The 21,960-nt window shown below is 53.3% G+C and carries 23 protein-coding genes, 1 pseudogene and 1 riboswitch; of the genes and pseudogenes, 8 read left to right on the forward strand and 16 right to left on the reverse strand.

All coding sequences use genetic code 11. The annotated features are described in order from the left end of the window. Positions 1-242: 242 nt before the first annotated feature. From AAFJ72_RS18205 to AAFJ72_RS18215, 3 genes and pseudogenes are all read left to right on the forward strand, one after another. A pseudogene (locus AAFJ72_RS18205) lies at positions 243-398 on the forward strand (transposase); the annotation flags it as partial. A 449-nt stretch (positions 399-847) separates the two neighbouring features. After that, positions 848-1,087 carry a hypothetical protein gene (locus AAFJ72_RS18210; RefSeq protein ID WP_432775138.1) on the forward strand — a complete coding sequence of 80 codons (240 nt, stop codon included), beginning with the start codon at positions 848-850 and terminating at the stop codon, positions 1,085-1,087. 100 nt (positions 1,088-1,187) lie between these two features. Then, positions 1,188-1,322 carry a hypothetical protein gene (locus AAFJ72_RS18215; RefSeq protein ID WP_281274242.1) on the forward strand — a complete coding sequence of 45 codons (135 nt, stop codon included), beginning with the start codon at positions 1,188-1,190 and terminating at the stop codon, positions 1,320-1,322. 89 nt (positions 1,323-1,411) lie between these two features. Here AAFJ72_RS18215 and AAFJ72_RS18220 read toward each other — a convergent pair whose 3' ends face one another. The 10 genes from AAFJ72_RS18220 to AAFJ72_RS18265 all read right to left on the reverse strand — a co-directional run bounded on the left by AAFJ72_RS18220 (position 1,412) and on the right by AAFJ72_RS18265 (position 9,629). Beyond that, entirely contained in the window at positions 1,412-1,576 is a 165-nt protein-coding gene (locus AAFJ72_RS18220) for a hypothetical protein (RefSeq protein ID WP_170163456.1), read from the reverse strand. A gap of 166 nt (positions 1,577-1,742) precedes the next feature. Beyond that, positions 1,743-2,594: an energy-coupling factor ABC transporter ATP-binding protein gene (locus AAFJ72_RS18225; RefSeq protein ID WP_122905579.1), complete on the reverse strand. Its 852-nt coding sequence runs from the start codon at positions 2,592-2,594 to the stop codon at positions 1,743-1,745. Positions 2,595-2,598: 4 nt separating this feature from the next. Then, positions 2,599-3,390, reverse strand: a complete 792-nt coding sequence (gene cbiQ / locus AAFJ72_RS18230) for a cobalt ECF transporter T component CbiQ (RefSeq protein WP_432775139.1) — start codon at positions 3,388-3,390, stop codon at positions 2,599-2,601. Beyond that, positions 3,387-3,671 carry an energy-coupling factor ABC transporter substrate-binding protein gene (locus AAFJ72_RS18235; protein WP_432775140.1) on the reverse strand — a complete coding sequence of 95 codons (285 nt, stop codon included), beginning with the start codon at positions 3,669-3,671 and terminating at the stop codon, positions 3,387-3,389. Before AAFJ72_RS18235 ends, cbiQ begins: the two co-directional genes overlap by 4 nt. Further along, the gene (locus AAFJ72_RS18240) at positions 3,668-4,432 is read right to left on the reverse strand and encodes an energy-coupling factor ABC transporter permease (protein WP_432775141.1); all 765 of its coding nucleotides are present in this window, start codon (positions 4,430-4,432) and stop codon (positions 3,668-3,670) included. Before AAFJ72_RS18240 ends, AAFJ72_RS18235 begins: the two co-directional genes overlap by 4 nt. Before the next feature lie 144 nt (positions 4,433-4,576). After that, positions 4,577-4,771: riboswitch (cobalamin riboswitch) on the reverse strand. Between the two features lie 149 nt (positions 4,772-4,920). Next, positions 4,921-6,012, reverse strand: a complete 1,092-nt coding sequence (locus AAFJ72_RS18245; RefSeq protein ID WP_122905583.1) for a quinone-dependent dihydroorotate dehydrogenase — start codon at positions 6,010-6,012, stop codon at positions 4,921-4,923. Positions 6,013-6,168: 156 nt separating this feature from the next. Beyond that, entirely contained in the window at positions 6,169-7,293 is a 1,125-nt protein-coding gene (gene ald / locus AAFJ72_RS18250; protein ID WP_122905584.1) for an alanine dehydrogenase, read from the reverse strand. 129 nt (positions 7,294-7,422) lie between these two features. After that, positions 7,423-8,664 carry a PucR family transcriptional regulator gene (locus tag AAFJ72_RS18255; RefSeq protein ID WP_122905585.1) on the reverse strand — a complete coding sequence of 414 codons (1,242 nt, stop codon included), beginning with the start codon at positions 8,662-8,664 and terminating at the stop codon, positions 7,423-7,425. A gap of 302 nt (positions 8,665-8,966) precedes the next feature. Further along, positions 8,967-9,320 carry a response regulator gene (locus tag AAFJ72_RS18260; RefSeq protein ID WP_432775143.1) on the reverse strand — a complete coding sequence of 118 codons (354 nt, stop codon included), beginning with the start codon at positions 9,318-9,320 and terminating at the stop codon, positions 8,967-8,969. A 117-nt stretch (positions 9,321-9,437) separates the two neighbouring features. After that, positions 9,438-9,629 (reverse strand): hypothetical protein, encoded by a 192-nt coding sequence (locus tag AAFJ72_RS18265; RefSeq protein WP_432775144.1) that lies wholly within the window; start codon positions 9,627-9,629, stop codon positions 9,438-9,440. A 200-nt stretch (positions 9,630-9,829) separates the two neighbouring features. On the opposite strand from AAFJ72_RS18265, the gene AAFJ72_RS18270 reads away from it, so the two are divergent. Beyond that, the gene (locus AAFJ72_RS18270) at positions 9,830-10,840 is read left to right on the forward strand and encodes a BMP family ABC transporter substrate-binding protein (RefSeq protein ID WP_432775145.1); all 1,011 of its coding nucleotides are present in this window, start codon (positions 9,830-9,832) and stop codon (positions 10,838-10,840) included. Between the two features lie 5 nt (positions 10,841-10,845). Continuing rightward, positions 10,846-12,669: an ATP-binding protein gene (locus AAFJ72_RS18275; protein ID WP_432775146.1), complete on the forward strand. Its 1,824-nt coding sequence runs from the start codon at positions 10,846-10,848 to the stop codon at positions 12,667-12,669. Here the strand turns inward: AAFJ72_RS18275 and AAFJ72_RS18280 are convergent. Then, positions 12,666-13,499 (reverse strand): alpha/beta hydrolase family protein, encoded by an 834-nt coding sequence (locus AAFJ72_RS18280; protein WP_432775147.1) that lies wholly within the window; start codon positions 13,497-13,499, stop codon positions 12,666-12,668. The genes AAFJ72_RS18275 and AAFJ72_RS18280 overlap by 4 nt on opposite strands. A gap of 287 nt (positions 13,500-13,786) precedes the next feature. Between AAFJ72_RS18280 and AAFJ72_RS18285 the strand changes: the two genes are divergently transcribed. The 3 genes from AAFJ72_RS18285 (at position 13,787) to AAFJ72_RS18295 (ending at position 14,844) form a co-directional block, all read left to right on the forward strand. Continuing rightward, complete coding sequence (locus AAFJ72_RS18285; RefSeq protein WP_432777222.1) at positions 13,787-14,284, forward strand: DUF4309 domain-containing protein; 498 nt, start codon at positions 13,787-13,789, stop codon at positions 14,282-14,284. 88 nt (positions 14,285-14,372) lie between these two features. After that, the gene (locus tag AAFJ72_RS18290) at positions 14,373-14,519 is read left to right on the forward strand and encodes a hypothetical protein (protein WP_432775148.1); all 147 of its coding nucleotides are present in this window, start codon (positions 14,373-14,375) and stop codon (positions 14,517-14,519) included. A 1-nt stretch (position 14,520) separates the two neighbouring features. Further along, positions 14,521-14,844 (forward strand): hypothetical protein, encoded by a 324-nt coding sequence (locus AAFJ72_RS18295; protein WP_432775149.1) that lies wholly within the window; start codon positions 14,521-14,523, stop codon positions 14,842-14,844. An 86-nt stretch (positions 14,845-14,930) separates the two neighbouring features. Here the strand turns inward: AAFJ72_RS18295 and AAFJ72_RS18300 are convergent, their stop codons facing one another. From AAFJ72_RS18300 to AAFJ72_RS18320, 5 genes are all read right to left on the reverse strand, one after another. Beyond that, positions 14,931-15,344 (reverse strand): S1 RNA-binding domain-containing protein, encoded by a 414-nt coding sequence (locus AAFJ72_RS18300; protein ID WP_122905592.1) that lies wholly within the window; start codon positions 15,342-15,344, stop codon positions 14,931-14,933. Positions 15,345-15,473: 129 nt separating this feature from the next. Then, complete coding sequence (locus tag AAFJ72_RS18305; protein ID WP_122905593.1) at positions 15,474-16,592, reverse strand: acetate/propionate family kinase; 1,119 nt, start codon at positions 16,590-16,592, stop codon at positions 15,474-15,476. Between the two features lie 62 nt (positions 16,593-16,654). Continuing rightward, the gene (locus AAFJ72_RS18310) at positions 16,655-17,161 is read right to left on the reverse strand and encodes a VanZ family protein (RefSeq protein ID WP_432775150.1); all 507 of its coding nucleotides are present in this window, start codon (positions 17,159-17,161) and stop codon (positions 16,655-16,657) included. A gap of 101 nt (positions 17,162-17,262) precedes the next feature. Further along, a complete protein-coding gene (locus tag AAFJ72_RS18315; RefSeq protein WP_432775151.1) occupies positions 17,263-20,517 on the reverse strand; it encodes an efflux RND transporter permease subunit in 3,255 nt (1,084 codons plus the stop codon). Beyond that, positions 20,510-21,748 (reverse strand): efflux RND transporter periplasmic adaptor subunit, encoded by a 1,239-nt coding sequence (locus tag AAFJ72_RS18320; RefSeq protein WP_122905595.1) that lies wholly within the window; start codon positions 21,746-21,748, stop codon positions 20,510-20,512. Before AAFJ72_RS18320 ends, AAFJ72_RS18315 begins: the two co-directional genes overlap by 8 nt. Positions 21,749-21,960: the final 212 nt, after the last annotated feature.

Raw genomic sequence — 21,960 nt, forward strand, 5'->3', positions numbered from 1 at the left:
TAAAGTAATTAACGTTAACAAAAATGTAAATATTGTGCAATTTTTGCGGTTTTTATTCGCATGAAAATGCTTATTTCACGAAACACCGATCCACTATTTCAGAATGCCCTCAAAGTTAATACTTGTAAATTCCTCTATTGTCAAGACATTTAAACAAAGAAAATAATTGAAACCTCGGGCTGTCGATGAAGTCGGCAGCCTTGTTTTTTACGTTCTTACTGTGAGGATTATGGTCGTCCAGCTTTCTTGGTCTTGGTTTAACGGATCGTGTACCAGATCACAGCACAATCATTCTTAATCGACGTGTCCGCTTTAAGAACACGAGCATTCTTCAGGACATTTTCGATGAAATTGTGTTGCAGGCCATCCGGCATCGCATGGTTGGTGGATGTGTACTCGGAAAGTAGCTCGAGGTACGCCTTGATGTGCCCACTTTTAAGGGGGCTTTTCCTTTTTGTCAACGTCATCACATACTTTAGGATAGTCGCATTGGCATAAATTTGCTGCTTGGATCGCTTCCTCCTGCCATCCGAAACCAGATCAGTTAATTAATCGTATCAAAAAAGGGATTTTTTGGATGTACAAACCGAATGAACAACCTTGAAAAAGGAATAATCTATTTGTTCAGCTTTATCTTTTTCCCTGTCGGATTGATTGTATGGATTATTACCGTATTTAACCAAAACCCGCAATACAAAAGCGTCGGGCGAACCGCTTTATATGTTGCTGCTGGTTCTTTGTGCCTCCAGTTCCTCATAAGGGTCTTGAATTTTGTTTGGTACACTTGATTGAAACGTTAATCCGCCATGCACAAGTTCATTAGTGGCATGGTTGCAGGGAGGCGCTTTTGCCATGGAAGCCGACGGCGCAATCAGAAGGTTCCGCAAATCCAGCGCGAGCGGCAACAATGGCCACAAATGCCTCCCGCCACATCAGGCAAATCTTTGTTTCCATTGCTCCATCAAATCCCGATACGTCTCGCCGTAATGGCGTGCTTGATATGCGAATATTTCAACACCATATCGTCACCCTTGCTCTCGCAGCAGGCGAAACACAGGCTTTCCATCAAGTTGTGGTTTTCGATTGAGTTGGTAATGTGGCCGCCATTATACATAGCCTTGTTGCCAATCCTAAACCACCGCATAAGATAAAAAGGGCGGATATCCATACGGAAATGAGGCTGGAACATGAAGCAGAACAATGGTTTATCTGCGGAAGATCTGGCGCTGCTGGCGGCCGTAGTGGTCCTGTTGGGCGATTTTTTGGCCTTTTTATCAATCCTGAAAGAACGGCAGGAAAAAGCAGAGAAGAAGGACAACTGAGCGGGCAGGCAGCATGTCTCCACACCTTTTCGCTGCAGGAAAAGCCCTTCTCGTCTTTGTGCAAACCGAGAAGGGCTCTTTGGCGCAGGTTACGACTTTCCTGTCAAATACTCGTCCTTTACCTTTTTTTCCTTTTCTTCCTTCGCCATTTCTTTTTCCAGCACATTGAACATGAGTTGGCTTTTCACTTTGCCGGGGATTTCATTTTGCTCATCGCCAGCAAGCCCTGAGCTCATCAAGGAATCGTAAACCATCGGGATACCTCCAGAGAAATTTTACGGTTAAGATACCCCATACAAACAGCAAACATGCACGGTTCCCGAAAACCATCCATACAAGCATACTTTCGCCACTCATCAGCGCGACATTTGACGTGCAAAAAGCGGCCGCCGAAACGACGACCGCTTGCCTGTACCTGATCTACCTGGCCGCTGCATGTACGGCCAGCCGTGTTTTTAATTCCTCCAGCGAACACGGAATCCGCTCGCCTGCTTCCCGTCTCCATTCAGGCGGCAGCGCTTCCCACAACTCAGCGATGAGCGGCAGGCCCAAATGCAGGCTTTCCAGCATCTCTTTTCGCGCCAGCGCCTCCTGGGGCTCTCCGGCAAAAATCAGTCGGCCTTCATCCATGACGCAAAGCCATTCGGCCCACTCGAAGGCGATGTCCATATCGTGGGTGGCCATCAATACGGTTGTGCCGTTTTGGTGAATGGCGTCCAACTCGCGCAGCAGATTTTTGGTCTGGTAGCGGTCGAGATAGGCAGTAGGCTCATCCAGCAACAGCAGCTCCGGCGCAAGCACCATGACCCCGGCAAGGGCGAGACGCCGCTTTTGCCCCAGACTCAGGTGGTGAATCGGAACGTCCGCCAGCTCTGTCATGCCAAACGCGTCCAGGACAGCCCGCACTTTCTCGCGGATCACGTCGGCGGGCAAGTTGCGGTTGCACAGCCCGTAAGAAATATCCTCCGCGACCGTGCCGGCGATCAGTTGGTGCTCCGGGTCCTGGAAAACCAGCCCGACTTTTTGCGTCATTTCCTGCAAGGCAGCGCGTTTGTAGCTGAGGGGCGTTCCTCGCCACAGCACCTGCCCCTGCTGCGGCTGGATGATGCCGTTTCCGTGCAAAAACAGCGTGGACTTGCCGCAGCCGTTTCGCCCGAGCAGGGCGCATTTTTTCCCCTCCGGAATGCCCAGGGATAACCCTTTCAGGACAGGACCGCGGCCGCCTGGATAGGCGTAGTGCAAATCAACAAATTCCAACAGCCATGATGTCAAAGCATTACCCTCCTGTCCACCACTCCAGCAAAATCAGCAAAAGACAGCCTGCGATTGACTCCGCTTCATATCGGCGAGAGCGAGAATGCGTGTGCAAGGAAAGCACCTGCAGGCTTTCCCCGAAACCTCTCGCAGCCACCCCTTTGGACAGCGCATCGTATTTGCGCATGGCCCTGACGAACAACTGCGCGGCCAGTCCGCTCGCGTCCCGCAACATCCCCCGGAACCCGCGATGGCCGCCACGCGCGCGCTGGGCAATCCACAACTGATGCGAGAGGCCGAGCAACACGAAAATAAAGCGGTACATAATCATCAGCAAATCGGTGACGATGACCGGAAGTTTGAGCTTGCGCAGCACCTGCAAAATCTCGGCAAACGGCACGGTAAACAAGACGAAGGCAAAACAGGCGAGGCTGGCCATCGTCCGCCAGAAAAGCACCCACACCTTGTCGACCGCGCTTGCCGGAATGTAGACCAGATACGGCCCGACCTTCCAAGCCGCAACCGCCTGGACGACCGTTGCCGCATCCGCTCGCACAGCTTCCAGCAACAGCGCCGGAAGACCCAGGACGAAAAAAGACAGGGACAGGATGAAAAATCCGCAATAGATACGGACGGGAATACGGGCGTAAACCATCACCCATACTCCCATCCATACACAAATGGCCATCTGCAACCATTCATGTCCTGTCAGCACCAGCACGATCAGCACGCCCGCCAACAGAAGCTTGTGCTCGGGCGGCAAAAAGCGCAGCCGGTTTTGATAGGAAAGCGAATCAAGCTGTTGTCCAATCATTTTTTATGCTTATCCAGCCGACCCTTGTACAAGCCCATGGCATAGCCGACAATGCCTGCCCCGAGCGCTGCCTGCACGGCGAACAGCAAGCCCTCTGTCTCGCCCCCTGGCGGTTCAAGCAATGGCTGGAACCAGGGCTCGTAGGCAGGGGCGATTTCCTTGATTGCTTCCTCGGCCGCTCCATCTGCTCCCCCGAACTCCGAATCCTGCACCAACATTAACGGCACAACCGCCAGCACGACCACGCCCAGGAGCAGCAGCCAGTTCATCCCATTTTTCACAGCGATTCCTCCCGTTTCAGCAGGCGAAGTTGCGCCAGCTCATTTGCGTTGTATGCTTGCAGCCAGTTCCAGACGAGTACGGTCAAAAGCCCCTCGCTGATCGCCAACGGAACTTGTGTGACGGCAAAAATTCCGGCGAATTTTGCAAACGACGCCATAACCCCGCCGGATTCAGCCGGGAAGGCCAAAGCCAGTTGCAAGGAGGTCACGATGTAAGTCGCGAGGTCTGCGAGCGCAGCAGCAGCGAATACGGCCAAACGCTGTCCGCCGTTTCCGCGCGCGATCAGGCGATAGACGCCGTATGCCACCAGCGGCCCTGCTACTGCCATGGACACCGCATTGGCTCCCAGCGTCGTCAGCCCTCCATGCGCCAAAAGCAGCGCCTGGAACAGCAGCACCAGGCTGCCGAGCACAGACATGACCCACGGACCAAACATGATCGCGCCAAGCCCGGTTCCCGTCGGGTGGGAACTGCTGCCCGTGACCGAAGGAATTTTCAGCGCGGACAGCACAAAGGCAAAAGCGCCGGATACGCCGATCAGAAGCTTCATTTGCGGATGCTCCTTGACGATTTTGTTCAAGGAACGAATGCCGAGAATAAAAAACGGAAGAAACACAGCCCACCAAAACAGTGCCCAGCCAAGCGGCAAATACCCTTCCATGATGTGCATCGCGTAGGACGTCTGTGGTTCATTTACGAGAAAATAAAGGACAAAGCCTGCAATCAAGAGACCAGTCGAAACAAGACGGGAACGATTCAAGCATTTCCTCCTCCTTTGCTGTTCTTTCTTTTTTCACCAACAAAAAAACCTCATCCGTTGGCAGACGAGGTATGCGCACAAAAACAATAGACCGTTGGCACAGTCACATTGCTTCGTATTCACCGCTCCTTTCCGCGAAGGTATTGTGGGTGTGGCAAGTAGGTAGGTCTCCTGGCTTACAGATCATCGCGCTCTTTGGCCTTCCCCATGAAAATGAGTGGCTATTTCTCAAAGAGAACTCCCTGCTTACAGTGGCGGGACCGCTCGGGACTTTCACCCGATTCCCTGTTACCCTTTATGCGGTTTGCACATAAAGGCACCTATTGCCGGCAATATGCAATTGTCAGACAGTTTTGCCTGTCCCACATTATTATACAGAATCAAGGGAAAAAGCGGAAGAATATATGATAATGCCGATTGGCAAGCAAAAGAAAAACCGATGACTGTCGCTTGGAAAAATCATCGGTTGCATGTGCTTTCTTCCTGCCTTACGCCTTGGCGTCCACGCCGACCGCTTCGCTGATGTGGGAAAAGCCGTCGCGCTTCAAGAGCTGCAAGAGCTTTTTGTTGATTTGCCTGCAGATGCCAGGGCCTTGATAAATCATCCCGGTGTACACCTGGACGAGACTTGCGCCCGCCCGGATTTTCGCGTAGGCATCTTCTCCGGTGAAAATGCCGCCAACGCCAATGATCGGCACCTTGTCGCCCACTTCCTGGTAAATTTCCTTGACCCAGGCTGTGGAGCGCTCTGTCAGCGGCTTTCCGCTCAGTCCTCCCGCTTCCTCGGCATGGCGATGTCCCTGAACAGCTTCACGCGACAAGGTCGTATTGGTGGCAATAATGCCGGAAATGCCCTCTTCCACCGCTCCATGCACGACATCGTGCATGTGCTCATCGGACATGTCAGGCGCTACTTTGAGCAAAATCGGCTTTTTCCGGATGCCGCGCGCTTCCATTTCGGCCGCTTTTTCGCGCACCGCCCGCACCAGAAGCCGCATGCTCTCCGTTTCCTGCAGGTCGCGCAGGTTGGGAGTATTCGGAGAGCTGATATTGATGACGAAATAATGGCCGTATGAATAGAGCATGTCCAGGCATTTGATATAGTCAGAAGCCGCTTCCTCATTGGGAGTGACTTTGTTTTTGCCAATATTGATCCCAATTGGCACATCGGAATAAGCGTAATCGACCAGGTGCTGCGAAGCCAAATAAGCACCGTGGTTATTGAAGCCCATCCGGTTGATGATCGCCTCGTGCTCCGGCAACCGAAACAGGCGCGGCCGCGGATTGCCCGGCTGTGCTTGCGGCGTCAGCGTCCCGACTTCCACAAAACCAAAGCCAAGCGCACCCAGTGCATGGTACACCTCGGCATTTTTGTCGAACCCGGCGGCGAGTCCTACCGGATTGGGAAACGTCATTCCCCACAGCTTCGTGGCAAGACGCTCGTCCTTCACCTGGAACAGCATCCGCAGCAAGCTTTTTCCCGGCGCAGAATCTTCCACCAGCTTCAGGGCACCAACCGTTTTTTCATGAATCTCTTCCGTATCCATCTGGAACAGATATTTTCTAATGAGCTTATACATCCCGGTTGCACTCCTTACTCCATTTTTACCTCATTGTAGAATACCACACTTTATTTATCGTGGGCTAACCTTTATACGAGATACATCTTTCCAACCGGCAAAAAAAAACTGCTTGCCGACGATCAGCGGCAAGCAGTTTCGTTTCTGCAATCAGGATTAGTTTTTCACCAGCAAAACTTCTTCCACAGAAGTGTATGGCAGGTTGTGCGCATCGGCTACGGCTTTGTACGTTACGTGTCCGTTGATGACGTTTACGCCTTTTGCCAGCGCGCGGTTGTCGCGGATCGCTTGGGCGTAGCCTTTGTTCGCCAGTTGCACAGCGTATGGAACCGTCACGTTGGTCAGAGCCAGCGTGGAAGTGCGAGCGACTGCACCAGGCATGTTCGCTACCGCGTAGTGGATCACGCCGTGTTTTTCATAGGTTGGGTTGTCGTGCGTCGTAATGCGGTCGATTGTTTCGATAGAACCGCCTTGGTCGATCGCCACGTCTACGATGACGGAGCCAGGCGTCATTGTTTTTACCATGTCTTCGGTTACGAGACGAGGTGCGCGTGCGCCAGGGATCAGGACAGCGCCTACGAGCAGGTCTGCTTTTTTCACCGCGTTTGCGATGTTGAAGGAGTTGGACATCAGCGTTTGCACGCGGCCTTGGAACAGGTCATCCAGTTGGCGCAGACGGTCTGCGTTCACGTCGATGATCGTTACGTTTGCGCCGAGACCGACCGCCATTTTCGCAGCGTTTGTACCCACGATACCGCCGCCGATTACCACTACCTCGCCTTTTGGCACGCCAGGTACGCCGCCGAGCAGCACGCCTTTTCCGCCGTATTGTTTTTCCAGGAATTGCGCCCCGATTTGTACAGACATGCGGCCCGCTACTTCGGACATCGGCATGAGCAGCGGCAGAGCGCCGTTGTCGAGCTGGATGGTTTCGTAAGCGATCGCGATTACTTTTTTCTCAACCAGTTCACGAGTCAGCTCAGGCTCTGGAGCGAGGTGCAAGTACGTGAACAGGATCAAACCTTCACGGAAGTAGCCGTACTCGGCAGGAAGCGGTTCTTTTACTTTCATAACCATGTCAGCGGCCCACGCATCTGCTGCGGTCGCGACAATCTCAGCGCCTACTGCAGTGTAGTCTTCGTTGGTAAAGCCGCTGCCTTGGCCAGCTCCTGTTTCCACGCGAACTGTGTGTCCGTTTTGCACCAGAGCGGCTACGCCTGCTGGCGTAATGGCAACGCGGTTTTCGTTATTTTTAATTTCTTTAGGAATTCCAACGATCATGATGGGTAGTCCTCCTTGGAAACGCCGATTTAATGGGATTACTACCATTGTACAGCGACAAATGGCAGCGCTTCCTTGGGGATTCCTTTAATTTTGGTGTCCTTCTTTTTGTGAAAATTCACAAACAGACTATTGTTCCTGATCGAGCTTCGCCATTTTCAGCTCCAGATAAAGTGCCGCCCGCTGGTTCATGTTCTCCAGATCGACCCGCATGATTTCCTCGATCCGCCGCAGCCGGTAGCTCAATGTATTGATGTGGATGTGCAAGCGCTGCGCCGTTACGTTTACCTTGCCTGCCGCATCGAGAAACGTCTCCAGCGTCTCCATGAGCGCCGTCTGGTTGTCGCGGTCGTACTGTCTGAGCTTTTCCAGCCGTTCATTTTTGTAGCCTTGTTCCTCTTCCCACTGTTTCAACTGCAAAAGGTAGCGGTAAATGCCCAGCTCGTGATAGCCGTAAATGCCTTCGTTCTCCTTGGGAAACAGCTTCTTGATCTTGAGCGCATGCAGCGCCTCCCTGTAGCTTTTCACAATTTCCAAATACGTGCTGTAGCCAAGCCCGTAGCCTGCAATCACCTGCCGCCCCTCTGTGACGTGGGCTTCCAGCTTGCCCAGGGAATCGGCCAAAAACTGCTCGACTTTGCGAATCAGCACTTCCCGTACATCTTTTTTGCCGTCCTCGTTCAGCCCGATCAGCAAAATGATTTGCGAGCCGTCTACGACCCACAGCAGCTTGTCGCGCATGAGCAGGGGGTACAAATACTGGTCGAGCCGCGCTCCGGCCGCTTCGATCACGCAAATCAAATAAGAGGTCGGAAGCTGCATTTGCAGGCTGTCCGCTTTTTGCCGGATCGCGCTCTCGCTTTTGTGGTTGCCGAGCAAAAGCTCCCATAAAAACTCCTTGCGCCGCTGCTCCTCGGCCTTGCGTTTGCCCTGCCGCTGCATGAGCCGGGGAACTGCAACCCGTGCCGCCTGGCGCAAAATTTCGTCGTCCTCGCGTGTAATCGGCCGATTCACTTCCTGCGCCCAAATATACCCGAGCACATCACTGCCCCGGCGAATGGCAATCGCCACCCGCTTGCCCAGACCGACTTCATCCTTGGCCGGGATGTGCACCGGATCATCCTGCGTCAACAGCTCCTGAAACACGCCGTCCTTCCACAGCCGCGTCAGCACCTTTTCCGGCACCCTGCGGCCCATGATCGTCGACCAGCGCGCCTGATCCGTGCTGTCCCCGTGAGAGCTGTAGGCAATCAGCTTGTGATCGGCGTCTTCCACTGTAATCGGGTTTTGCAAAAGTTCGCCAATCGCATCGGCAAGTTCGTCTATGTCGGCATGCTGATACTGTTGAAAGTAGTTAGGCTCTACGGACACATTTCCACCTCTTTACCGCGCTTTCATACGTGTGTTTTTATTATACAGGAAAGCAGGAGAGGGACGCACTTTTTCCGCCGTTCATGCAAAAAGAGCAGCGCATGACTGCTCCTTTTGATCCGATCCCCGCGCAACGCGCTCCTACTTGCTGCGGACGAGTTGCGGGTGGATGATCTGCCAGGTATGGCCGCCGTCTGTTGTCTGGAAAATCGGCACGAAGGTTCCTTCTAACGCGAAACGCGACCAAAACCGCACACAAACAGCCGCCAGACTACATCGCCTTGGCGGCTGTTCCCGTTTTCTTACACCAACCGTGAAATCGCATCGAGAATTTGCTCTTTTTGAAAAGGCTTGATGACAAAATCGCTCGCCCCAGTCTTCATCGCCTCCAGCACCTTTTGCCGATGGCCGACTGCGGAGCAGATCAACACCTTGGCATTCCGATCGTAATCCAGTATTTTGCGCATGGCTTCAATCCCGTGCATGTGCGGCATCGTAATGTCCATCGTCACAATGTCCGGCTTCAATTCCTTGTATTTTTCAATCGCCTCCAAGCCATTGCTCGCCTCTCCGCAAATCTCGTGCTGCTCGCCTAACATATCCGTCAACATCCTTCTCGTGAAGGCTGCGTCATCTACAATCAGCAATCGGGCCATGCTGTCCTATCCCCTCACATCTTGCGCTTTCTACCTACTACTTTTGCAGAAATCGCAAGCCTTGTCCACGAGAGAAAATGACTTCTTTTGTCGAAACAAACACTTGCAGCACATTCCCTATGGAAGAAAGCCGATTGGCCCCGCAGTATCGCCTGTAACGCGCTCACCAGCAACCTGCTCGCCCCCATCCGAAGCCAGCGGACTCTCCGGCTTCGGGTGCGGTGTCGTCACGCCTATTTCCGGCAAATCGACCTGTCTCACTTCATCCGGTATATCGGTTTGCGGGATTTCCACGATGTCTTTTTCCATGACAGGCGCCTCCCTTTCTCTGGCTTTTGCTGAAGCAGTTTTCCTCCTTAGCGTGTCCTGATCCGTTTTTTCCATGCACCCCCATCCGGCCCCATTATTTCCTCTTTTTTCAACTCGACACTTTTTTCGATATAATAGGAGTGCACTTCTTTGCCGATTACTTAAATCTAGGCCTGTATCCTTTGGAGGAGAACTCATCCATGCTCAAGCTGAAGCCTTTCTTGGCCCTGTACACCGCTTTGGTTGTCGGGTTGCTTCTGCTCATTACCAGCCAATTCATCACCAGTATGAAGCATTTGGAAACAGTCATGAATAGACGCGGACCTTCTTCTGAAATATTGCGTGTTGCCTTGCTGCTGGAAGGTCCTACGTACGACCAGGGCTGGAACAGCAGCGCGCTGGAGAGCATCACGGAAATGCAAAAAAGATTCGGCTTTACCCTGGAAATTGCGAACAATCTAAAGCCGGAGCAAATTATGAACGTGGCGCAAAAATACGCGGAAAATGACTACGACCTCATTTTGGGGCATGGGGGCATTTTTTCCGAACCGTTTACCCGCGTGGCGCTGCAATATCCGCATACACGCTTTGTTTCCTTCAACGGAGAAGCGCCGCATCCCAACCAGACGACGATTCGCTACGACATGAAGCCCGCCGGCCAGCTCGTCGGCATGCTCGCAGCGAAAATGTCCCGTACCGGCAAGGTCGGCTATATTTTGGTGGACAAGCCGCCGGAGCTTGCCCAGGCCGAGGGCTTTCAGGAAGGGGTAAAAAAGGCTTCCCCGAAAACGAAGGTTTTCATCGGCAAGGTATCAGATTTTAATGACATTGAAAATGCGGTGAAAAAAACACGCGAGATGATCGCCAGCGGCGTCGATGTTATCTACACAACCGGCGACAGCTTCAATCTTGCCGTCATTACCGAAGCACAGCGGTCCAAGGTGTACACGATCGGCTATATCGCGGACCAACGCTACATTGCACCCGACTACGTTCTCGCTTCGCTGGTACAGGACGTCCGCCAGTGCTACCGGACGATTTTCGAGCAGTACATGGCAGGTCAGCTTCCGAGCGGCAAAGTCTTGTACGGTCTGGCCGAAGGTGTGAACAAATTCAGCCCGTTCGGCCCGATGGTGCCCCCGGAAGTTCGTGAAGATATTGAACGGGAAATGCAGCGTCTCACTTCTTCCCGTGGTTCATTTGGAGGTTAATTTGCATGTCCCTGTTCAGAAATCTTGGATTCCAGAAAAAAATCATGCTCAGCTATCTCGTCATGATGCTTCTGATCGGATGTGTCACCAGCCTATTCAGCTACCAGATGACAAAAGTAACCTCCGACGAAGTACACCTGACGCAAGACGTCTTGCCGCAAACAAGCGCTCTGCTGGACGTCAAAAATCAAATCTACACCAAGACCTACGCCCTGAACATGTACACCTTGACCCGCGACGAATCCTATCTCGATCAGTACTACACGAATCTGATAGACACTTCCAAGTTTGATTCGCTGACAAAAACAGAAGAAAACAGCGGCCTGTTCACCATCGTCGAATCGATTTCCAAGCTGGATTTTCTCTTTTTGAACAAAATCAATCCGCTGCTCAAGGCAAACAACGTGCCGGCTGTCAGCTACGTGCTCAGCCAAGAGGTCCAGCCCTTGATCGATCAGCTGGAGCGGGATTTGTCCTTTTCGCTCAACCAGTTGGAGTACAAGACGAACAAAGAGTTTCAGCACACGAACGAAAGCATTCGCGTATCGCTCATCCTCACCTACACCGTATCGGTAGCAGCGATTTTGTTCGGCTTTTTTTGCACGTTCTACTTCCGCAACGAACTGCTTCGCCCCATCGAGTCGTTGATGCGGCAGGCTCGCGAAGTGTCCAAAGGGACGTTCGGGCAGCAAATTGTGTACACGCACCAGGATGAATTCCGCGAGCTTGCCCAGGAATTCAACAAGATGTCGAGCAACATAGCCGATCTGTTTGCCCAGGACGCAATGCAACGGCAAATTTTGACGGACGAAAAAAATATTCGGGAGCAAATCCTCAACTCGTTGCCCGTCGGGATCATTACCCATCCGCACGCCGGGGCTGGTATTCACGTCAACAAACTGGCAAACGATCTGGTCAAGGTCGATGAGGCCGGCTACCCGATGTGCAAGGATGCTTCCTTTGCCGGCTCAACCGACAGTCAGGACTCTCCCTGGTTCGTCAATCGCAAAATGACGCTGTACAAGAAAGATGATACGCCTTTTATCGCGCTTGTCTCGTACGTGCCGCTGCACAATCACCAGCACGATCAGGAGTCGGGCTGGATGGTCGCTTTTCTCGATATTACCGAACAGGAACAGATTCAAGAATACTTGAACCAGTCGGAAAAACTCGCCATGGTCGGACAGTTGGCAGCCGGAGCGGCACATGAAATCCGCAATCCGCTGACCGTCATCTACGGCTTTATCCAACTGCTGGAACAGCGCCTGTCCGATCAGGAACGGGATCGCCACTATCTCCCGCTCATCTTGGAGGAAATCGAGCGCGTCAACCGGATCGTCACCGAGCTGTTGATGCTCTCCAAGCCGTCCAAGCCGGACTATCGCGAGGTCAATCTCGCGGGCGTCATCCACTCGATTCTCCCGTTGATGAATGCCGAAGCGATGCTGCACGGCATCGAGATCGTGGATCGCTGTGCGCCCCATATTCGCCTGCATGCCGATGTCGAGCAGCTCAAGCAAATTTTGCTCAACCTGATGAAAAACAGTATCGAGGCCATGAAAGAAGGCGGCCTTCTTGTCATCGAAAGCCACCTGGACGAAAAAGCGGTACATATAAAAGTGAAGGATACGGGAGAAGGGATTCCTCCGGAGTATCTCGTGCGGATTTTCGAGCCGTTCTTCTCCCTGAAAGAAGACGGAACCGGACTGGGCTTGCCGATCTCGCGCCGCATGGTCGAAAACCACGGCGGCGAGCTGCAAGTGAAAAGCACCCCCGGACAAGGAACGGAAATTACGATTACACTGCCGCTTACCCCGAAAGTCGATTAGGTTAGCGCCTGAGTGGCAGCGACCCGTTCCCGGCCGCGTTCATCCAGCCAGGCAAACATTTTGCGCGTGTACAACTCGATTTCGTCTCCTACAAACAGATGGCTGGCCCCTTCCGCCAGCCATTTTTCGTGGGGGACACCAGACTGGCGCAGCGCCTCCGCCAGTTTGTGGGCGTGCTCTACGCTCACGTTCTCATCCTCTGTCCCGTGAATGATCAGCACAGGACAGGCAATCTCTGCCACACGATACAGCGGGGTTCGGTAGCGGTAAGCTTCCTCCTGCTTGCGCGGGTGCCCGATCAGCCTGCGCATCATTCTCCGCATGTCCACCCGCTCCTCGTACGTCAACGCCATGTCGCTGACGCCGCCCCAGACGACAGTTGCCAGCAGGCCTTTGCACTCCATCGCCGCAAACAGGGCCATGACCCCTCCCCTGGAAAAGCCATACGCGCTGATCCGCCGGGGGTCGACAATATTCAATTGACGAAGCAGCTCATAGGCCGCGAACACATCCTGCCGATCGGCTCCGCCAAACTCGTCGCGCCCTTCTCCCCCTTCATTTCCCCGATAGTGCGGGGCGAGCACGACATAGCCAAAGGCAGCCATCTGGCTGATCCGCTCCGGCCTGACCCGGCCGATTCCTCTAATCCCGCCGCGACAATAAAGCAAAGCCGGGAGCTTCGCTTCGTCCGCAAGAAAGCTCTCCGGCACAGCAAGTGCCGCCTTGACCAGCAAATCGTCGCTGTAGTAGCTGACCGTGTAAAGCGCAACGTTTGGCACTGCCGCCGCTTCGGGAGTTACAGCAACAAATGGCGATAAATCAACCTGCATCCTGCTCACGATTCCTCTCTGTTTGCTCTTTTTGACGTATGGCTTGAGCATGGGAAAATGCTCACTGTCCACAAAATGACGCTGCCTGATGGCACGGTTTTTGAAGTGGCTAAGGCATCACTACATCATTTTACCATCTGGATAACAGCAACCCAATTTGCGCAGTTGGTTTTGTTACGCTTATTATCTGGCGCCAATCACTGAAAAATGATGTTGGTTTCAAGAGTAAAAGCGATCCATAAAATGGTAAAATCTATTTGATAGGGAGGGTGATCGTATTGCCTAGAATGTATGGCACTATTTTTTTAATGGGGATGCTGTGTTTCCTTATGTTATTGGGATGTTCCACAAGCAGCAAAACAGCATCTGATTTTCTCGAAAAGGTGAAAATGGGACAATTGGCTGGTGTATCAATCGAAATCGGGGCAACGAAACAGGAAGTGACAGAGAAGCTTGGAGAACCGATTCGCACGGGAAATGATGAGTATGGGTTTTGCGTATATTACGATGGTTTCAGTCTGGAATTTGAGGATTATGCCGCTTCCCTTGCTGAACTCAATGAGAATAGCAAGGTTGTCCTTATCCATGCCAGTCCAAAAACGGTTGGGCTTACCGGAACACCTGATGAAATAAAGGAGAGTCTCGGAGTGCCTTCCCGTGAGTTGCTAGATGATACAGGGGATGATACTTTCATTCTGGAGTATTCTGAAAGTGATTATCTGTTAAAACTTTCTTTTCGTTCCAAAGATGATCCAGTGGAATATTTCGTGCTGCAAATCAAATAAGCCAGACAGCGTACTGTCTGACTTTCGATTCCTGAAAAGTTTGTTATGACGAGACAGAGCGTGCCTGGCTCAAAAGGAGGCAACGTCCATGCGAAAATGGTTTCTTTCCATGCTGCTTTTCCCCCTGATGATAACGGCCTGCTCATCCGCGGATGATCCGGAACTGCGCTGGTTTGACCGTCCTGAAGCCGCCATTCAAGACGGTCTTGCGCTTGAGGGCTTAAACCCAAAGTGACGTGCTTGATGAAATCGACACAGATGGGGAGACACTCATTGTCTACAAAATGACACTGCCTGATGGCACGGGGCTTGGAATCGCCAGCCTGGCAAAAGCAGACGGTCAGTTTGCCTGGTACCGAACGAATAATCCCGTTCTTGTCCAAAACAGCAATCAAGAACCCGCCCCTGTCGTGAAAACAGATGTAACAACACGATCAAACAAAACTTTTCCCATCTACCTTGGCGCAACAAGAAATCCAAACCAAACCATTAACACTGATAAAGGTGTTGTCACACTGATGATCGACCAAGAATCGGGGCTATTTTATTATTTGGAATAATCCTGGCTCCTTCCAGCAAGGCTTATCAAGCTTTCAAACGTAAAAAAAGACGGGGTATCCCGTCTTTTTTTCGTTATCACAAGGCTTTAATAGCCACGTTTTGCGTTCTTTTTGTTGATCGTCGCAAGGTTCTCTTCGCTGTGCTTCAACCATTTTTTCAATTTGTCCTCGAAGGAAGCAGCGCTATCGCGTTTTGTATTTCCTCCGCGGTCGCCTCCACGATAACCACCACCACGGCGCTCTTCGCGCTCCGGACGCTCAGGCGCTGGGAGTGCGGCGCGAACCGAAAGCGAGATTTTACCTGCATCATCAATGGAGAGAACTTTTACCTTTACTTGTTCCCCCACGGTAAAGTGATCGTTGATATCCTTTACAAAACCGTTTGCTACTTGGGAAATGTGAACCAGCCCCTGCTCGGTTTCGCTGACTGCGACGAACATCCCAAACGGTTTAATCGCTGTCACCTTTCCTTCGATGATGCTTCCCACTTGTACTGCCATCCAGTTTGCACTCCTTTTATTATTTCAGAAAAATGGTGAGAACCTCAAACCAGAAGCCTCATTCTCTTAGTATAGCAGAGAAATTCCAATACTGAAAAGCCTATTCTTTCTAAAAGGACGCACTTCCCGCTATTGAAAAGATAGCTCGTAGGCGTCTGTAGCCATGACAAGCTCTTCATTGGTAGGAATTACCATAACTTTTACCGGAGAGAATTCGGTACTGATAAACGCCTCGCCTTTGCTTGCCCGGTTTGCTTCGCGGTCCAGGTTGACCCCGGCGAATTCCAGCCCGGTGCAAACCATTTCGCGGACTTTAGCACTATTTTCTCCAACACCGGCCGTAAAAATAATTCCGTCGACTCCATTCAGTCTCGCCAAATACAGCCCGATATGTTTATGTAGGATCGTTGTGAACAATTCCAGGGCCAGTTGGCTGCGGTAATGTCCCTCTTCCGCCTTTTCCATGACGTCGCGCAAGTCGTTGGAGACGCCGGAGACCCCCATCAGTCCGCTCTTGTTGTTCAAAATGGTAATGGCGCCCGCTGTGTCCGTCTTCTCGATCTCTTCAATGTATGGAATGATACCAGGATCGATGTTGCCGCTGCGCGTTCCCATCGACAGTCCCGCCAGCGGAGTCATCCCCATCGACGTATCAAACGATTCTCCGTAGCGAATCGCCGTGATGCTGACACCGCTGCCGATGTGGCAGCTGATGAGTCTGAGCTGTTCTTTCGGCCGGTTCAACATTTCCTCCGCCCGGCCCATCACATAGCGGTGGGACGTGCCGTGGAAGCCGTACTTACGGATGCCGTAATGCTCGTAATACTCGTACGGCAGCGCGTACAAATAGGAGGACGGCGGCATCGTTTGGTGAAACGCGGTGTCAAAAACAGCCACGTGCTTCAACTCAGGATAGATGCTCTGCGCGATTTCAATCCCTTTCAGGTTGATCGGGTTGTGCAGCGGTGCGAAGCGGGACAGGCTGCGAATCTCCGCTTTTACCTGATCGTCGATGATGACGGAATGTTTAAATGCTTCGCCACCGTGAACGACCCGGTGGGAGATAATATCAATGCGATACTGCTTCAATGTTTCAAACACGCCGCGAATGGTATCCTCGTATTCGTCGCGTTGAATTTGTTGCAAGTAATCTTGGGCAAGCAACGTTTTGCCCGGCATTTCATACAGTTTGTACTTCACCGAGGAACTGCCGCAGTTCAGTACAAGTACATTCTTTTTCTCTGACACGAATCTCATCCACTCCCTAATCTCTCAATCAAAGCAACTGCCACGGTCAGATTGGCAGTTGCTCACTTCATTTTATACCGATATGCTCTTCGTGAATATAGATAATTGAGAAGAATTATCAACAACATCGTGACAGAACCGGACAAATCTAACAAAACGTCATTGACCATTCCTGTCCGATCCGGGGTAAAAGTCTGATGCCACTCGTCCAGGACCGCTACCAGCAGGCTGCAAAAAGCACTCCAGGGCAGTGCTACTGCAAACGAAAGGCGCTGGGAAAACACGCGATAAAAGCTGAACGCCAACAAGGCAAACACCGCAAAATGCGTTCCTTTGCGAAGGAAAAACTCGATAAAGCCCGCGGCTCCCTTGTTCTCGACGCTGATTTCGCGGCCCGCATACGGAATCGTAATCCCTTCCATCCGCTCCGTCCAGCTTTTTTCATCCACAATCCTGGATATCGTTCCCCGCAAATCCTGTTTGTAGTATGGCTGGGAGGACGACAAAAACAGGCCCAGCAAAATGGCAGCCAACAGCAGATAATCCAGGAGTCTTTTATAGCGGCGCACGCGCGGGTTCCCTCCCCTACTCCGTTCTTCTCTCATCTTACCCGAGATTGCCAAAAAAGTCCTTGCCGAGCCTGTGAACAAATAAAAAAAGACGCCAGCCGTTACGACCTGGCGTCCTCTGTCCCTGTTGAAAGCGGCAAAAAGTCCTCCTGCGACAAATCCTTTTTCGGACGGACGGAGCGTTCCCGTTGTTCCTCGCGCAGTTCGCTTGCGAGTTGCTTTTGCCTGCGTTTCAATTCCCGCAGGTCCCGGCGGCGAATCCGCTCATTTTCCCGCCAGTCGCGAAGGCGACGGATGAGAAGGGCAAGCGACAAATCCGACTGGACGGCCTCGCTCCATTGGGCTGCGTGCTGCATGCCGGGCACGAGCACGAGGGTGACAAAGCAGGCGAGCAACGTTCCGAACAACACGGTGGTGGCAAAAGAGGCAAACGAACTGCTGCCCGCCATCCAGCCGCCTGCAATCGGCAGGCAGGCAATGACAATCGCGGCACTCACTCCTGTCTTGGCAGCCCATGCGCGCTTCATGCCGACTCGCACTCCCTCCCATATGTCAGGCTGCTCGTCGCCTGCTCTTACCATTTCGTCGAGAACAAGCAATGCCTGCGAGACGAGCACGGCAGCCGCTGCCGCGATGCCGTAGAAGCCCATGACATTCATCGGGTGATTCAGCCAGAGCAGGCCCAGCGTGACCCCTCCTGACGTGACTGGCAAAAGGAGCAGGGCGAACCAGCCGTCCCGCTTTCTTCGCCGCAAGAGCAGGCTCGCTATCAGGACGACAGCTGCCATCGCGATCATGACGATCATCCGGCCGCTCCAGTCTTTTTTGTCGGACAGTTCCTCACTCAACTTTTCCAGTTCATCCTCGTTGAGAATCGTATAGCCTTCCGGAACGTTGATCTTTTCTTGCATGGACAGCGGCAGGGTGTACGCGAGGCCGTCAATCCATCTCGGGTCAGCAATGGCGCTGCTGACCTTGACCATGTACATGCCGTCCTGGCGCTCATACACTTGCGGCTCCCCGCCAATGGACCAGTCGACCAGATCGGCCAGGCGAACAGGCCCTTGCGGAGTGCGGATGAGAATCTGCTTCACCTGCTCGGGGTGATCCATCCACTTGTCCGGGAAGCGGGCGACTACGGAAACATTGCGCTCGTTTACGTAGATGCTTCCCGCCTGCTTTTCGCCCAGATAGCTTTCCAGTTGGCGCTTGATCTCTGCTTCGCTCAGACGATAGCGCGCCAGCATCTCCGCCCTCGGGCGAATATCGATCAACGCGGTTTGCGGCTTCGGCCCGATCCGTTCATCGGTGACGATTTCCCGGTCGTCTTTGTCGCGCCATCTCATTTCCTGCAGGTAGCGAAGAATTTCCTTGGCAATCTGGTTCGTCGTTTCCTGCGAAGGCCCCTTGACCGTAAATTCCAGGCGCGTTTTCTGCTCTTCGTTGACGACAAGCGCGAACGGGTCGGTTTGCGGGATGTCGCGCAGCTTTTTGTCCAGCTCTTTTTCCAGATCGAGTACGGAGCGGGTCCAATCCGCCTTGTTCGTCAGCTTCAAATGGATCGTCAACCGCTCGCGCGAGGCGACAGTGTACAGGTCAGCCACCTCTGCCAAGCCGCGCAGCCGTTCCTCAGCCGTCTGCGCCGCCTTGATCGCATCGTCTACGCTGCTTTCCTGAACCATCGGCAGCGTCAACGTCTTGCTGTGTGGCGTCACGTCGCGAAACGGCTCCACCAGCACAAACGCTTCCAGCAGCACAACAAGGACGACAGACGCTGCGAGCGTGAGGCCAAACGGCAGGTAGCCTTGCTGCACCAGCCGCTCCCAGCGGGCGACGAGCGCGCGCGTCAACCGTCCTGGTAAGCGCAGGCTGCCTTCGTCGGCTGGCGTCTCTTTTGCTTGCAGCCACGTCCCGGCCAGCACCGGAACAATCCAGCCGTACACGAGCACAAGGCTTGCCACGCCCAAAACGAGCACGGGCCAGGCATCGAACAGGACGACTTTGTCTTCTGGCTTGAGCATATCCGTCATGACGACAGTGAACCAGGCGGCTGTCATGACGACAAGCGCCAGCAGCAGCGGCTTCATCACCGCCCATGCGGTTTTCAGACTTCCCGTGAGTGAATAGGCGCCAAGCCTGTCCAGACGGGAAAAGAAAGCAGCGCCCGCAACCAGGTAAACTAGCACAAATACGAGAAGCGGCCCCAGTGTGGAAAAGGTCAGCTTCAACCCGGACAGCCACATGCCGCCCAAAACGGCCCCTGCCGCCATGAACACAGCGAGCAGCGACAGCAAGGCAGGACCTGCCCGCTTCAAGGTTACGCCGAGAAAAAGAGCGCAAAGCACCGCTGCCAAAGCAGCAAGCAAAGCCAGCTGCCCGGTCGCCGCCGAGATGGGCAGGGCGTAATCTTCAAACAGAGCCAGCTCATACTTGCCAGCCGCCTCTTCGTTCAGCTCGGCAATTTTTTGAGCCGTCTCTTTGCGGATGGAAGGGATTTGCCCCACTTCCGCAGCGTAGACCGAGATGCCCACCGCCGGAGAACCGCGATAGACACTTACCGCCTCGCCTTTGCTGCCTCTTGTGTCGCGTATATCGGCCAGCATCGAGAGCGGCACGTATCCTTTGTCGGTCGCAATCAATTGCTTGCCGAGCCCTTGTGGCCCTTCTGTTTGGCTCGTCCACGTAAAAGCGGTGCGATCTGCCGCCTTTCCGACTGTGCCGATCTCTTCCCCGACCACATCACTTTGAAGCTGATCCAGTACATCTCCCGGAGTCAAGCCGTACGCAAGCAGCATAGAGGGGCGAAACACTACCTCGATCTGCTCGCGAACAGGCTGGCCGTCCACTTCCACTCGGGCAATGCCCGGCGTCTGGATCAGTTTTTCATAGACGGTATAACGGGCAACATTGGCAAGTGTCTGCACATCGCTGCCATGGAGCAGGTAATACCCGACCAGACTGTCTCCCAGCTTCTCCTGACTGATGCTGTACTCCTTGACAGGCAGTGTCTTCACGACCTCCGCCAGCTTTTGTTCCAGACGCTTTTTGTAATCAGAGCCGAGATTTTCCGCTGTTTTTACGGTAATGGTGCCCGCACCGGGGCGGGAATCGGAAGAAATCATCACGGCACTGCCCATTGCGCGGACTGCTTCCTCGACTTTTCGCGTGACCGTCGCATCGACCTGGTCTGCTGTCAGCCCTGATGCAACGAGGTTTATGCTGTACTCCGGCAATCCCCGCTCGGAAAATGTCTGCACATCCAGCCTGAACAAAGCGGCAATCGCAAGCAGGCAAAGAAGCACTGCTTTCAGACGGGCAAGGGCAGGAACGATTGTCAGAAGCGCTTTGTTATTCATCTGCCACCTTCACCGCCTCGCCGTCCACCACGTAGGAAAGACCCGACCCGACAATCAGATCGCCCGGCTCAAGCCCTTCCAGGACCTCGTAAAATGTGCCGTGCAGCGCACCCAGTTTTACAGGCGTCTTTTCCACTATGTTTTCGTTGATTTTCATGACGTAGTATTCCTCTTCCGCAACGCCGATGCTTGCGACAGGCACAAGCGGGCCCTTTTTCGCCGCCAGCGGGTAGTGGCACGTGACCGTCATGCCGCCTTTCCAGTTCACGGCGCTGCCGTCAACCGTCACTTCAACCGGATAAGCCCCCACATGTTGATCCATGATCGGCGAGACAAACGTCACTTTGCCTTCTGCCTCGCTGCCATCCGCCGCTTTTACCTGCACTGTCGCCCCCTTCTGCCAGCTGCTGATCTGCTCACTTCCCACCTGCAGCTTGACGATCCAGGCACTCGTATCCACCAGACGAATGACTTCACTGCCAGGACCAGTCTGTTGGGAAGCCACCTGCGAAATCTCTGCCACTACACCGGAAAAAGGCGCCTTCAGCACGGCTTCGGCCGCCTCTTGCTTCGCACGGCTGAGCTGGACGTTGGCCTGGCTCACTCCAACCTTGGCCTCTTCGACATCCAGCCGATCCGCGCCTTGCATCAGCTTGTTGTAGGCGATCTCTTCTTCCTGCAGACTGAGCCTGGCCTGCTTTTGCGCCAAAGCCAGCCTGTCCAGCTCATCTTTGGAGATGGCCCCGTTGGCAAAAAGAATGCTGGCTTGCGAATATTCCCGCTCGGCCTTCGAAGCAAGCTCCTTCGCTTTTTCCACCTGCAGCTTTTGCGTCTGCACTTCGTGGCTCTCCGGCCCGGCCAGCGCCTTGCTTTGCCTGAGCGCAGCACTCGCTACCTGCCCGGACGCCGCCTGAATCTCCGCCTGCAATCCGGACTGGTCCAGCGTCGCCAGCGTCTGGCCCGCTTTCACACTCGCCCCCTTCTGCACGAGAATGCTCGCGATTTTGCCGGAAGTGCCAAACGACAGCCCCAACTCCTGGCGAGGCGTCAGCACGCCTGTCACCTCCAGCGTACGAACGTCCTGGTTATCCTCTACCGTATAAGCATTTACCGTTTTCACCTTCACCACGATTTCTTCATCCAGTCGCTTGAGCTGCCCGACTCTTTCGTCCAGCTTTTCGCAACCTGTCAAAAGCAGGGCAACAATCGTGAGACTGATCCATTTTTTCATACTTTCACTCCTGCAACCTTCCATAATCCGCCCGTCCACGCAGCGAATGCTTCGCTGAACAGCAGCAAGTCATCAGACCCGAATCAAAGAAGAATAATAATTGACAAAATATATTTTACAGAAAACAAAAATAGTTGTACCACTTTTCTGTCACTTTTTATATTTTTTTATTATCGAACAAATTCTCGTCACTTGTTTGTAACTCGTATGCT

The organism is Brevibacillus gelatini, assembly GCF_050920745.1.
In the GTDB taxonomy this organism is placed as follows: domain Bacteria; phylum Bacillota; class Bacilli; order Brevibacillales; family Brevibacillaceae; genus Brevibacillus; species Brevibacillus gelatini.